The 11742-nt window shown below is 72.6% G+C and carries 11 protein-coding genes; 7 read left to right on the top strand and 4 right to left on the bottom strand.

Features of this window, described 5'->3' with window-relative positions:
- Window positions 1-55: 55 nt before the first annotated feature.
- Entirely contained in the window at window positions 56-601 is a 546-nt protein-coding gene (locus FVS66_RS07225) for a GNAT family N-acetyltransferase (RefSeq protein ID WP_149180160.1), read from the bottom strand.
- 151 nt (window positions 602-752) lie between these two features.
- Here FVS66_RS07225 and FVS66_RS07220 point away from each other — a divergent pair, with 151 nt between their 5' ends.
- The gene (locus FVS66_RS07220; protein ID WP_149180159.1) at window positions 753-1751 is read left to right on the top strand and encodes a sigma-70 family RNA polymerase sigma factor; all 999 of its coding nucleotides are present in this window, start codon (window positions 753-755) and stop codon (window positions 1749-1751) included.
- Window positions 1752-2023: 272 nt separating this feature from the next.
- Here the strand turns inward: FVS66_RS07220 and FVS66_RS07215 are convergent, their stop codons facing one another.
- Entirely contained in the window at window positions 2024-2995 is a 972-nt protein-coding gene (locus FVS66_RS07215) for a transcriptional regulator (RefSeq protein ID WP_262386849.1), read from the bottom strand.
- A gap of 63 nt (window positions 2996-3058) precedes the next feature.
- On the opposite strand from FVS66_RS07215, the gene FVS66_RS07210 reads away from it, so the two are divergent.
- The 4 genes from FVS66_RS07210 (at window position 3059) to FVS66_RS07195 (ending at window position 8768) form a co-directional block, all read left to right on the top strand.
- Window positions 3059-4750, top strand: a complete 1692-nt coding sequence (locus tag FVS66_RS07210; protein ID WP_149180157.1) for an MFS transporter — start codon at window positions 3059-3061, stop codon at window positions 4748-4750.
- Between the two features lie 205 nt (window positions 4751-4955).
- Window positions 4956-5717, top strand: a complete 762-nt coding sequence (locus FVS66_RS07205; RefSeq protein WP_149180156.1) for a DeoR/GlpR family DNA-binding transcription regulator — start codon at window positions 4956-4958, stop codon at window positions 5715-5717.
- A complete protein-coding gene (gene pfkB / locus FVS66_RS07200) occupies window positions 5714-6652 on the top strand; it encodes a 1-phosphofructokinase (protein ID WP_149180155.1) in 939 nt (312 codons plus the stop codon). The genes FVS66_RS07205 and pfkB overlap by 4 nt, the downstream gene beginning before the upstream one ends.
- 19 nt (window positions 6653-6671) lie before the next feature.
- Window positions 6672-8768 carry a fructose-specific PTS transporter subunit EIIC gene (locus tag FVS66_RS07195; RefSeq protein WP_149180154.1) on the top strand — a complete coding sequence of 699 codons (2097 nt, stop codon included), beginning with the start codon at window positions 6672-6674 and terminating at the stop codon, window positions 8766-8768.
- Between the two features lie 106 nt (window positions 8769-8874).
- Here the strand turns inward: FVS66_RS07195 and FVS66_RS07190 are convergent, their stop codons facing one another.
- Window positions 8875-9318, bottom strand: a complete 444-nt coding sequence (locus FVS66_RS07190; protein WP_149180153.1) for a nuclear transport factor 2 family protein — start codon at window positions 9316-9318, stop codon at window positions 8875-8877.
- A gap of 129 nt (window positions 9319-9447) precedes the next feature.
- On the opposite strand from FVS66_RS07190, the gene FVS66_RS07185 reads away from it, so the two are divergent.
- On the top strand, window positions 9448-10011 hold the full coding sequence (locus tag FVS66_RS07185; RefSeq protein ID WP_149180152.1) for a PadR family transcriptional regulator: 564 nt from the start codon (window positions 9448-9450) through the stop codon (window positions 10009-10011).
- On the top strand, window positions 10008-10805 hold the full coding sequence (locus FVS66_RS07180; protein WP_149180151.1) for an SGNH/GDSL hydrolase family protein: 798 nt from the start codon (window positions 10008-10010) through the stop codon (window positions 10803-10805). Before FVS66_RS07185 ends, FVS66_RS07180 begins: the two co-directional genes overlap by 4 nt.
- 130 nt (window positions 10806-10935) lie before the next feature.
- On the opposite strand, the gene FVS66_RS07175 is transcribed toward FVS66_RS07180, so the two are convergent.
- A complete protein-coding gene (locus FVS66_RS07175) occupies window positions 10936-11715 on the bottom strand; it encodes a DUF6227 family protein (RefSeq protein ID WP_149180150.1) in 780 nt (259 codons plus the stop codon).
- Window positions 11716-11742 lie beyond the last annotated feature (27 nt).

The raw sequence follows: 11742 nt of genomic DNA, 5'->3' as shown, positions 1-11742 counted from the left end.
TGCGCGGCCGACGGCGCCGGAACCGGCTGTGGACCCAGAGGGACGGGCCGTGGACCTAGGCCCCCGGCCGGAGCGGCTTCTCGTACCAGGCGACGTCCCAGTACCTGCCGAACTTCCGCCCCACCTCCGTGAAGGTGCCGGTGTGGCGGAAGCCGAAGCGGGTGTGGAGGCGTACGGACGCCTCGTTGGGGAGGGCGATGCCGGCGTAGGCGCGGTGGACGTCCTCGTGGGCGAGCAGCTCGAAGAGCCGTGTGTAGAGGAGGGCGCCTATGCCACGTCCGACGGCGTCGGGGGCGAGATACACGCTGGCCTCGACGGAGGTCCCGTACGCGGGCTTGGCTCGGAAGGGCCCGGTCGTCGCGTAACCGAGGACCCCGCTCGGAACATTTCGGGCATCCCGCCCGTTGTGTCGAGCAACCAGGAGGCGGTGGGGGCCGTCCTCCAGGTGGGAGAGCAGCCAGGGGCGACGCTGGTCGGGAGTGAAGGGCACCGTGTCGAATGTGATCGGCGTCTCACGGACGTAGTGGTTGTACAGCTCCGTGAGGGCCGGGAGATCGGCCTCCGTGCCCGTTCCGACCTGCACTTCTGTCTGATCGATCATCGCGCACCCTCCCGTTGTGGCGGCACAGGGTACTGCATGATCTCGAAAATCGATGGTCGGCATGGGAATTCTGTCCGGATTCCAGTCGTTGTTTCCGTCGGATGCAGGGCACCCGGAAGGGTGTCGCGACCTACTCAGTAAGGGAGCTCGCATGGCAACCCGTGCCGTCGCCCGTCAGGAGTCCGCCACCACCGGGACCGATCGGGCCAACAGCGTTCGCGCAGTGGGCGGGGAGATCGCCGACCGCGACCTGGTCGGCATGTACCTCGACGAAATCGCGCGTACGCCCCTGCTCGACGCCGCCAAGGAGGTCGAGCTCTCCCAGATCATCGAGGCGGGTGTGTACGCCCGGCAGATCCTCGACGGTGAGGTGGAGACCGAGGCGGGTGGCGCGACCCGCGAGGAGCTGGAGCGCCTCTTCGCCGAGGGCGAGCGTGCCAAGGACGTCTTCATCCGCTCGAACCTGCGGCTGGTGGTCGCGGTCGCCCGGCGCTATCCGCGCAGCGGGCTGCCCCTGCTCGACCTGATCCAGGAGGGCAATGCCGGCCTGGTGCGCGCGGTCGAGAAGTTCGACTACGCCAAGGGATTCAAGTTCTCGACATACGCGACATGGTGGATCCGCCAGGCCATCACGCGGTCGATCGCCGACCAGTCGCGCACCATCCGGCTCCCCGTCCACCTGGTGGAGGAGCTGGGCCGGATCCGGCGCGTGCAGCGCGAGTTCAACCGCGAACACGGCAGGGACCCGGAGCCCACGGAGATCGCCGCCGAGCTCGGCTCGACCCCGGAGCGGGTGTCCGACGTCCTGGACTGGGCCCGCGACCCGGTGTCGCTGAACATGTCCGTGGACGACGCGGGCGAGACCCAGTTCGGCGACCTGCTGGAGGACACGTCGGCGGTGTCGCCCGAGCAGTCGGTGCTCACGCTGCTGCGCAGCGAGGAGCTCGACGACCTGATCGACCGGCTCGACCACCGCACGGCCTCCATCATCCGCATGCGGTACGGCATCGAGGACGGCCGCGAGCGGACGCTCACGGAGGTCGGCAAGGAGCACGGCCTGACCCGCGAGCGCATCCGCCAGATCGAGAAGCACGCCCTGCTGGAGCTGAAGCGCATGGCCAGGGACACCGGCTTCGACGCCGCGGCCTGACCGCCCGGCTCCCCCAGACCCACCGTCCTGCCCGGATCCCCCCAGGGGCGGGGCGGTGGCCCACCCGCAGCGTCTCGCCATCCCCCCCCGGCGGGGCGCTGCGGCCTGTCCGGCGACAGGGCGCCGCGGTCTCCGGCGTGGGCCGCTGCCTTCCGGAGACGGGTGCCGGCCTTCGGGGACCGGGGGGCTCTGGCGGCGACTGGGGGGCTCTGGCGACTGGGGGCTCTGGCGCCGCCTTCCGGCGGCGGGGCCCTGGGGCCCGCCCGGCTCGTTCAGTTCCGGACGGCGCGGGTCAGTCGGGCGCCCAGCCCGGTCACGCACGAGACCAGCGCCTCCGGCCCGTGCACGGTGAAGCACCGGTCCACCAGCGCCAGCCGCACCGCCACCCACTCCACCGAATCCGTCACCCGGGCCCGTACCCGGCAGGTTTCGTCCCCTGTCGCCTCCGGCGCCAGATGCGCGGGCAGCCGCGCCGCCACGAAGGACGCCGGCGCGTCGAACGTGACGTCCACATCCAGATCCTCCGTCCTCTCCTGCCGGCCCCGCCACAGCGACTGCCCCAGCAGTTCCGCCGCGTCCCCGCCGGGCAGCTCCCGCGGCACGAACCGGGCCCCCGTCGCGAACGGCTCCTCCACCCGGTCGACGCGGAACGTCCGCCAGTCCTCCCGCCCCAGGTCGTACGCCACCAGGTACCAGCGGTGCCCGGTGGACACCAGCCGGTACGGCTCCACCTGCCGCCGCGACTCGGCCCCGTCCCTCGCCCGGTACCCGAACCGCAGCCGTTCCCGCCCGGTCACCGCCGAGGCCAGCGTGGTCAGCGTGCGCGGGTCGACCGTCGCGCCGTCGCCGCGGGTCAGCGGGATCGTCGCGCTCTGGAGCGTGGACACCCGGTGCCGCAGCCGCGACGGCAGCACCTGCTCCAGCTTCGCCAGCGCCCGTACGGCGGCCTCCTCAATGCCCTCGATGGCGTGCCCGGCCCCCGCGCGCAGGCCCACCGCGATGGCGACGGCCTCCTCGTCGTCCAGCAGCAGCGGAGGCATCGCGGTACCGGCGACCAGCCGGTATCCGCCCACCGCGCCCCTCGTCGACTCGACCGGGTAGCCGAGGTCCCGCAGCCGGTCGACGTCCCGTCGGATCGTGCGCGGACTGACCTCAAGCCGTTCGGCGAGCTCGCTGCCGGGCCACTCGCGTGGTGTCTGGAGAAGGGACAGCAGTTTCAGGAGACGTGCCGGTGTGTCCGTCATGCCGTCCAGCATCCCTCGCCATTAGGACGTGTTCTGTCCTACATGCCGCCTAGCTTCTCCGGCATGACCTCGCAGAACCCGACCACCCTCACGACCTCCGGGGCGACGGCCGCCGTGCCCCCGACGGCCGCCGTGCCCCCGACGCCCGCCGTGCCCCCGACGCCCGCCGTGCCCGTGGCGGACCGCCGTCGCTGGTTCGCCCTCGCCATCGTCATGACCGCTGCCTTCATGGACCTGGTCGACGTCACGATCGTCAACATCGCCATCCCCGCGATCCAGCGGGACCTCGGCGCGACCTTCGGGGCCATCCAGTGGATCACCGCCGGTTACGCGCTCGCCTTCGCCGCCGGTCTGATCACGGGTGGCCGCCTCGGCGACATCCACGGCCGCAAGCGGCTGTTCCTCGTCGGCGTCGGCGGCTTCACCGTCGCCTCCGCGCTCTGCGGGTTCGCCACCGGCCCGGACATGCTGGTCGCCTCCCGCGTCCTGCAGGGCGCCACGGCGGCACTGATGGTCCCGCAGGTGCTGTCGATCGTGCACGCCACCTTCCCCGCGCACGAGCGTGGCAAGGTCTTCGGGCTGTTCGGCGCGATCATCGGGCTCGGCGCCGTGTCCGGGCCGCTGCTGGGCGCGCTGCTCACCCAGTGGGACCTGTTCGGCCTCGGCTGGCGGCCGATCTTCCTGATCAACCTGCCCGTCGGCGTCGCCGCGCTGGTCCTCGGCCGCGCCTTCATCACCGAGTCGAAGGCCCCGAAGGCCCTCCGCCTCGACCTGCCGGGTGTCGTCGTCGCGATCAGCGCCATGCTGCTGCTGATGTACCCGCTGACGCGCGGCGCCGAGCTGGACTGGCCGGCCTGGTGCTTCGTCATGATGGCGGCCTCCGTCCCGGTGTTCGCGGCGTTCGTGGCGTACGAGAAGCACAAGGCGCGGCGCGACGGCTCACCGCTCGTCGAACTGTCCCTGTTCCGTGTGAAGAGCTTCGCCGCGGGTGTCGCCGTCCAGCTGACCTTCGGGATCGTGCTCGGCATCTACTTCCTGGTCTGGACGATGTACATGCAGATCGGGCTCGGCTGGAGCGCGCTGCGCGCGGGTCTCACCGGTGTGCCGTTCTCGATAGCGGTGTCGGTGGCGGCGGGGGTCTCCGTGCAGAAGCTGGTGCCGCGCTTCGGCCGGAAGGTGCTCCAGGCGGGCGCGCTGACGATGATCGCCGGTGTCGGTCTGTACATGTGGGAGGCGGACCGGTACGGCATGGGCATCGAGTCCTGGCAGATGGCGCTGCCGCTGCTGGTGATGGGCGCGGGCATGGGCCTGGTCGTGGCTCCGCTGACGGACGCGGTGCTGTCGGACGTGCCGCGCGAGCACTCGGGTTCGGCGTCCGGGATCGTCAACTCCGTGATGCAGCTGGGCAATGCGCTCGGGCTCGGCCTGGTGTCGGTGGTCTTCGTGCCGACGGGCGCGGGGCGTGCGGTGGCCGAGGCGTTCACGGGAGCGATGGGCTGGGTGATTGCGGTGCTGGGTGTGGTGTTCCTGGTGATGTTCGCGCTGCCGGCCAGGCCGAAGCAGCACGTGGAGGGCGGTGACGCGGAGGGCGCGGAGGCGAAGGGCGCGGACGTCGTGGTGCCGCGGCGGACGGAGTCCGAGTCGCTCGCGGCGGCCGAGGCGGGCCCGGCGGGTTCGGCGGCGGGCTCGACGGGTTCGGCGGGCGAGGCCGGCTCCGCGGGCGAGGCGGAGAAGTCCGCGCTGGCGGTGCGCTGACCCGCGCCGCACGTCGAACCACGGAGGCCGGAGCCCGGCCGGGAGAGCGAAGACCCCGGCCGGGCTCCGGCGCACGCCCTACCAACCCAAGATCACTCACGCCCGACTGTGTCCGTTTAATGCCCGACTCTGTTTACTTCATGCGCGTCGCGGCGTAGCCTGCTGGAAGAACCACAGGTTCGGTCACGAACGGATGTAAACGGACATGTACGCACCGGAGCGCCAGCAGCAGATCCTGCGCCTCGCCCGCGACAGCGGCCGGGTCGACGTGCTCTCCCTCGCCGAGGAGTTCCGGGTCACCGCCGAAACCATCCGGCGCGACCTGAAGGCCCTCGACCGGGCCGGACTGGTACGCCGCGTGCACGGCGGGGCCATCCCGGCGGGCCGGCTCGACTTCGAGCCCGATCTCGCGGAGCGCGAGTCCACGGCAGCCGACGAGAAGGACCGCATCGCGCGGGCCGCCCTCGCCGAGCTGCCTGCGGAGGGCAGCGTCATCCTCGACGCCGGCTCCTCGGTCGGGCGGATGGCCGCCGGCCTCCCGCTGGACTGCTCGCTCACCGTCGTCACCCACGCCCTGACGACCGCCGCCCGGCTCGCCGACCACCCGGGCATCTCACTGCACCTGGTCGGCGGCCGCGTCCGGCACCGCACCCGCGCCGCCGTCGACGCGTGGGCGCTGCGCTCGTACGCGCAGATCCGCGCCGACGTCGTCTTCGTCGGCGCCAACGGGTTCTCCCTCGCCCACGGACTCACCACCCCCGACCTGGCCGAGGCCGCCGTCAAACGGGCCATCGTCACCGCCGCGCGGCGCGTCGTCCTGCTCGCCGACTCCGCCAAGCACGGCCAGGACCACTTCGCCCGCTTCGGCGACCTGACCGACGTCGACCTGCTCATCACCGACAAGGGGCTCAGCCCCCAGGACACGGCGGCCATCGAGGCCGCAGGAACGGAAGTCGTACGCGCATGATCCTCACCGTCACCCCCAACCCCTCCCTGGACCGGACCTACGAGGTCCCGGCTCTGGAGCGCGGCGAGGTGCTGCGCGCGACGGGCGAACGGATGGACCCCGGCGGCAAGGGCGTCAACGTCTCCCGCGCCGCGGCCGCGGCCGGACACCGCACCCTCGCGGTCGTCCCCCTCGGCGGCGCGCCCGGCGCCCTGGTCGCGGATCTGCTCGCCCGGCAGAACATCGAGGTCGCCCCCGTACGTATCAGCGGCCACACCCGTTCCAACATCGCCATCGCCGAGCCCGACGGCACCCTCACCAAGGTCAACGCGCCGGGCCCGGACCTCACCCCCGGCGAGTCCGAGGCCATCCTCGCGGCGGTCGGCGTCCACGCGCCCGTCGCCGACTGGGTCACCTGCTGCGGCAGCCTCCCCGGGGGCCTCGCCGACACCTGGTACGCCGACCTGGCCACCCGCGCCCACGGCCACGGCTCCCGGGTCGCGCTCGATACGTCCGGGCCGTCGCTGCTGGTCGCCCTGCGCGGCCGGCCCGACGTGGTCAAGCCCAACGCCGAGGAGCTCGCCGAAGCGGTCGGCCGGCCCCTCTCCACCGTCGGCGACGCGGTCAAGGCCGCCGAGGAACTGCGCGAGCACGGCGCAGGCGCCGTGCTCGCCAGCCTCGGCGCGGACGGCCAGCTCCTCGTCTCCGCCGCGGGCGCCTGGTACGGCAACGCCACCGTGACCGCCGTACGCAGCAACGTCGGCGCCGGCGACGCGTCCCTGGCGGGCTTCCTCGCGGCGGGCGGGGAAGGCCCGGAGGCGCTGGCCGCCGCCGTCGCCCACGGCGCCGCCGCCGTCCAGCTGCCGGGCAGCGAGATGCCGACGCCCGCCCACCTGAAACCGGCGGCGGTCACCGTGACCGCCGACGTCCCCCTCGACCGAGCACTCACCGAGTGACGAGCGGATGGAACCCGCGATGAGCGAAATGATCACCGCGGACCTGGTCGATCTCGACCTGGCCCCGCAGTCCAAGGAAGAAGCGGTTCGTTCGCTCGCCGAGCGCATGGTGAGCCTGGGCCGCGTCACGGATCTCGAAGGCTTCCTCGCCGACGTGGCGGCGCGCGAGGCGCAGATGCCGACCGGCCTCGACGGCGGCATCGGCATCCCGCACTGCCGCAGCACCCACGTCACCGAACCGACCCTCGCCTTCGGTCGCGCGGCCCAGGGCGTCGACTTCGGCGCTCCCGACGGTCCGGCGGATCTGATCTTCCTGATCGCGGCCCCGGCGGGCGCGGATGACGCGCACCTGACGATCCTGTCGTCGCTGGCGCGGCGCCTGATGGACGCGGAGTTCACGGCGGCGCTGCGGGCGACGGCGGAGGCGGGCAGGGCGGTGGCGCTGATCCGCGGCGATGAGGAGCCCGAGGAGCCCCAGGCTCAGGAGGCTCAGGAGCCCCAGGCCCAGGAGGCCCAGGAGCCCCAGGCTCAGGAGCCGGAGGCTCAGGAGGCCCGGGTTCACGCATCCGAGGTTCAGGAGCCGGAGGCCCAGGGGCCGGTGCCGGGCCCGGAACCGGAGCCTGCCCGCCCCTTCCGGATCGTCGCGGTCGCCTCCTGCCCCACGGGCATCGCGCACACCTACATGGCGGCGGAGTCGCTGGAGCAGGCGGGGCGGGACGCCGGGGTCGAGGTGAGCGTCGAGACGCAGGGCTCAGCCGGCTTCGACCGCCTGGACCCGGCGCTGATCGCCGCCGCGGACGGCGTGATCTTCGCCCATGACATCGCCGTACGCGAGAAGGAACGATTCGCGGGGAAGCCCACCGTCGACGTCGGTGTGAAGGCCGGTGTCAACAGGGCCGCCGAGCTGATCGACGAGGTCCGGACCAAGGCGGAGCGCGGCGAGACGACCGCCCCCGCGGCCGCGGCCTCCTCCGGCACCCCGGTGGACAGGGCGGGCGAACCGGGCGAGGGCTACGGCACGAAGCTGCGCAAGTGGCTGATGTCCGGTGTCAGTTACATGGTGCCGTTCGTCGCGGCGGGCGGTCTGCTCATCGCGTTGGGCTTCGCCATCGGCGGCTGGGAGATCAACGAGGCCCCGTCCGTCGCCGAGCACTTCGCGTGGGGCCAGGTCGACAGCTGGGCCGCGCTGATGTTCCAGATCGGCGAGCTGGCGTTCGGGTTCCTGGTCCCGGTGCTTGCGGGCTACATCGCGTACGGCATGGCGGACCGGCCCGGCCTGGTGCCCGGCTTCGTCGGCGGCGCGGTGGCGCTCACCATCAACGCTGGCTTCCTGGGCGGCCTGGCGGCAGGTCTGCTTGCGGGTGGGACCGTACTCGCCATCCGGCGGCTCAAGATCCCCTCCGTACTGCGCGGCATGATGCCGGTGGTGGTCATCCCCCTTGTGGCGTCGGCGGTCGTCGGCTTCCTGATGTTCCTGGTGGTCGGCAAGCCGATCGCCGAGTTGCAGAAGGCGCTGACGGACTGGCTGTCCGGCCTGTCCGGCGCGAACGCGATCCTGCTGGGCATGATCCTGGGGCTGATGATGTGCTTCGACCTGGGCGGCCCGGTCAACAAGGTCGCGTACACCTTCGCGGTGGGCGGCCTGGCCAGCCCCAACGAGGGTTCGCTGAAGGTCATGGCCGCCGTGATGGCCGCCGGTATGGTGCCGCCGCTGGCGATGGCGCTGGCCACCGCCGTACGCGGTCGACTCTTCACGAAGGCGGAGCGCGAGAACGGCAAGGCGGCCTGGGTGCTCGGCGCGTCGTTCATCTCCGAGGGCGCGATCCCGTTCGCGGCGGCCGACCCGCTGCGGGTCCTCCCGTCGGTCATGGTGGGCGGCGCGGTCACCGGAGCGCTGTCGATGACCTTCGAGGCCACCCTGCGCGCCCCGCACGGCGGCATGTTCGTCGTCCCGCTGATCGGCCACCCGTTCCTCTACCTGCTGGCCATCCTCATCGGCACAGTGATCAGCGCCGCGCTGGTCATCCTCCTGAAGAGCGCCCGCAAGGCCCCCGTCCTGGAGCCGAACGGCGAGCCGGCCGCGGAGACCGGCCACAAGGTCGCGGTGGCGGCCTGAACCCGAGGCCACGAGGGGCCTGCCAGACGTCCTGCGGAGGTCCGGCGGAGGGACGGTCACGACGACCGTCCCTCCGCCGGACTCTGTTGTGGCACGCGCTTCGCCGTTACGGCACGAGTTCCCCCCGGCCCGGCGCCGGGACCAGCCCGTCGGCGACCAGTCCGGCGAGCACCGCCTCCCCGAGGGCGTGGACGGCTGACTGCGGGCGGACCATCACCGTGAACTCCTTGATCCTCCCGGCGTCGTCGAAGTGCAGCAGGTCGACGCCGTGGATCCGCCGTCCGTTCACGGTCGCTCGGAAGAGCAGGGTCGTCGAGGGAGCGGACGACCCGTCGGCGCTGGTCTCCGCCGTGCCGGCGTAGTGCCCGATGTAACGGAAGTCCTCGAAGGTGCGCAGCAGCACCCGGAAGAGTCCCAGGACCAGCGGCCTGCCCTGGAAGGGCGTGAACTTGACCGGGCTGTAGAAGCGGATGTCCTCGGTGAACAGATCGTCCAGGGCGGTGAGGTCACGGCTCTCGACGGCGGCACGGAAGCGGTCTGCTGTGGGCACGGCTCCTCCTTCGACCGGTACTCATGAATGTGAGTAGTCAGAATGATGAGTAGCATGGATGACGCACCCGGGAACAGGGGCGGGGACAGGGACGCGGCACGGGCGGGCAAGGGCTGAGGAGGCGATCCGATGGCGCTACGGCATGCCGTGCTGGCGGCGCTGCTCGACGAGGAGTTGAGCGGGTACCAGCTGGCGAAGGCGTTCGATCTCGGCGTGGCGAACTTCTGGCACGCCCGGCCGCAGCAGCTGTACGCCGAGCTGGCCAGGCTGGAGAACGACGGGCTGGTGGCCGGCCGGGAGGTGGTGCAGGACAACCGGCCCAACAAGCGGCTGTTCAGGGTCACGGACGCCGGTCTTGCCGAGCTGGAGGAGTTCGCGGCCGGTTCCGCCAAGCCTTCCTTCGTACGTGACGACCTCGTCGTCAAGGTCCAGGCCGCCGACCACGTCGACACCGGCCGTCTCATCGCGCAGCTCGCCGAGCGCGCCGCCTTCGCGCAGGCCAAGGCGGACCTGTTCGGCAAGCTGCTCCGTGCGATGCGGGGGGCCGACCGCAGTGAGGAGGAGTTCCTGCGGCACGGCGAGCGCATCGGCCCGTATCTGACGTGTCTGCGCGGCCTCGCCTTCGAGGAGGGCAACCGTGACTGGTGCGAACGCGTGATCGCGGTGCTGCGGGAGCGGGGGGAAGGCGCATGACCGGCGCCGACCGCCCGTATCTGCGTTACGTCGCCCTGGGCGACAGCCAGACCGAGGGCCTCGGCGACGGCGACGACACGACCGGGCTGCGGGGGTGGGCCGACCGGCTCGCCGAACACCTCGCACGGCACAGCCCCGGCCTGCGGTACGCGAACCTGGCCGTACGCGGCCGCCTCGCCGCGCAGGTCCACGCCGAGCAGCTGGCACCCGCCCTGGAACTCCGCCCCGACCTGGCCACGGTCGTCGTCGGCGTCAACGACCTCCTACGGCCCCGGTTCGACGCCGACGCGGTCGCCGGCCACCTGGAGGCGATGTTCGCCGCGCTCACCGCCCGGGGTGCCCGCGTCGCCACGCTCACCTTCCCCGACCTGGCGCGGATCACGCCACTGGCCCGCCCGCTGGCCCCGCGCGTCACCGCCCTCAACGACCGCGTCCGGCGGGCCGCGCACCGCCACGGCGTCACCGTCGCGGAGACCGCCCACCACCCGGTGGTCACGGACGCGCGCCTGTGGACCCCGGACCGGCTGCACGCCTCGCCGCTCGGCCACCGGCGGATCGCCGCCGCCATGGCCCACGCCCTCGGCCTGCCCGGCAGCGACGACTCCTGGACCCGTCCGCCGGCAGCCCCCGAAGCACCCGCCCCCGCCGACGTCCTCGGCGAACTGCGCTGGGCCGCCGCCTACCTCGGCCCCTGGCTTGGCCGACGCCTACGCGGCCGCTCATCCGGCGACGGCCGCACCGCCAAGCGCCCGCACCTCCTGCCCGTACAGGCCGATGCGCAGGGCGAGTCGTAGGCCCGGCAGCGTAGGTGGAGGCAGTGTGGGACCGGGCGCGGTCACGGCCCGGGCGCCGCGCGGCCAAGTCCGGACGCGGCCAAGACCCGGCGGCCGGGCGGTCACCGACGGCCGTCCCGCCGCCGGACCGCTATCGACGCACCCGCGCGCGCAGCTCCATCGCCGCCCGCGCGGTGCGCTCGTCCTCGTACACCTCGCACATGTGGCGGCCGTCCGGCGTCGCCGTGTGCTCGACCTCCCACACGCTCATCTCGCTGCCGTCCAGCAGCAGGAACGCGTGCTCGTACAGCGAGAACCCGGCGTCCCTGCCGCCCGCCACGCTGCACTGCCGCCCGAACACCTGCTGGATGTGGTGGGCGAACGCGCAACGCAGGCGCGCCGCGACCGCGTCACCCGGCCGGTTCGCGTTCTCCGCGCGGCGCAGCACCCGCCGTGCGTGGTCCGCCGAGTGGTCCGGCACGTACGTACGCGGTGCGGGGGCCGGCGGGCGGACCAGCAGGGCGCTCAGCAGCTCCAGGTCCGCGTCCAGGTCGTCGTCCAGCGGGTCGGCGAGACCGACGGCGTCGGGGAAGCCGAACGAGTCGGACAGGCGCGCCGCGGCCAGCCGCACCTCCGCCTCGTCGGCGTACAGCTCATGGTGGTCCCGGCCGTCGTCGCCGGTGTGGTGGACCAGCTCCCACAGCGTCAGCGACGCGCCGTCCGCCAGCAGATACGTGTGCCGGTACGTCGCGCGGTGCAGCGCCGCGCTGTGGTGCGAAGCGTGCAGCGCACTCGCGTGCGCCAGCGCCGAGCGGAGCCGCTCGACGAGGGCATCGGGCAGGTCGAAGGAGTTGAGCGCCCGACCCAGAAGCCGCTCGACATGCGTCTCCGTGGTCTCGTACGGATCGTTCCGCTCGATCGGATCGTTCAAGATGGGTCTCCAGGCCGTCGCCGCGTG

Origin of the sequence: Streptomyces sp. TRM49041 (genome assembly GCF_008271805.1) — a bacterium.
Lineage (GTDB): Bacteria > Actinomycetota > Actinomycetes > Streptomycetales > Streptomycetaceae > Streptomyces.
This window is presented reverse-complemented; position numbering and strand designations above follow the sequence as displayed.

Bases quoted from the DNA above. Each gene is read 5' to 3' on its own strand.
- FVS66_RS07225 (WP_149180160.1), bottom strand. From the start codon at position 601: ATGATCGATCAGACAGAAGTGCAGGTCGGAACGGGCACGGAGGCCGAT.
- FVS66_RS07205 (WP_149180156.1), top strand. From the start codon at position 4,956: ATGTACGCACCGGAGCGCCAGCAGCAGATCCTGCGCCTCGCCCGCGAC.
- FVS66_RS07215 (WP_262386849.1), bottom strand. From the start codon at position 2,995: ATGACGGACACACCGGCACGTCTCCTGAAACTGCTGTCCCTTCTCCAG.
- FVS66_RS07210 (WP_149180157.1), top strand. From the start codon at position 3,059: ATGACCTCGCAGAACCCGACCACCCTCACGACCTCCGGGGCGACGGCC.
- FVS66_RS07180 (WP_149180151.1), top strand. From the start codon at position 10,008: ATGACCGGCGCCGACCGCCCGTATCTGCGTTACGTCGCCCTGGGCGAC.
- pfkB (WP_149180155.1), top strand. From the start codon at position 5,714: ATGATCCTCACCGTCACCCCCAACCCCTCCCTGGACCGGACCTACGAG.
- FVS66_RS07195 (WP_149180154.1), top strand. From the start codon at position 6,672: ATGAGCGAAATGATCACCGCGGACCTGGTCGATCTCGACCTGGCCCCG.
- FVS66_RS07185 (WP_149180152.1), top strand. From the start codon at position 9,448: ATGGCGCTACGGCATGCCGTGCTGGCGGCGCTGCTCGACGAGGAGTTG.
- FVS66_RS07220 (WP_149180159.1), top strand. From the start codon at position 753: ATGGCAACCCGTGCCGTCGCCCGTCAGGAGTCCGCCACCACCGGGACC.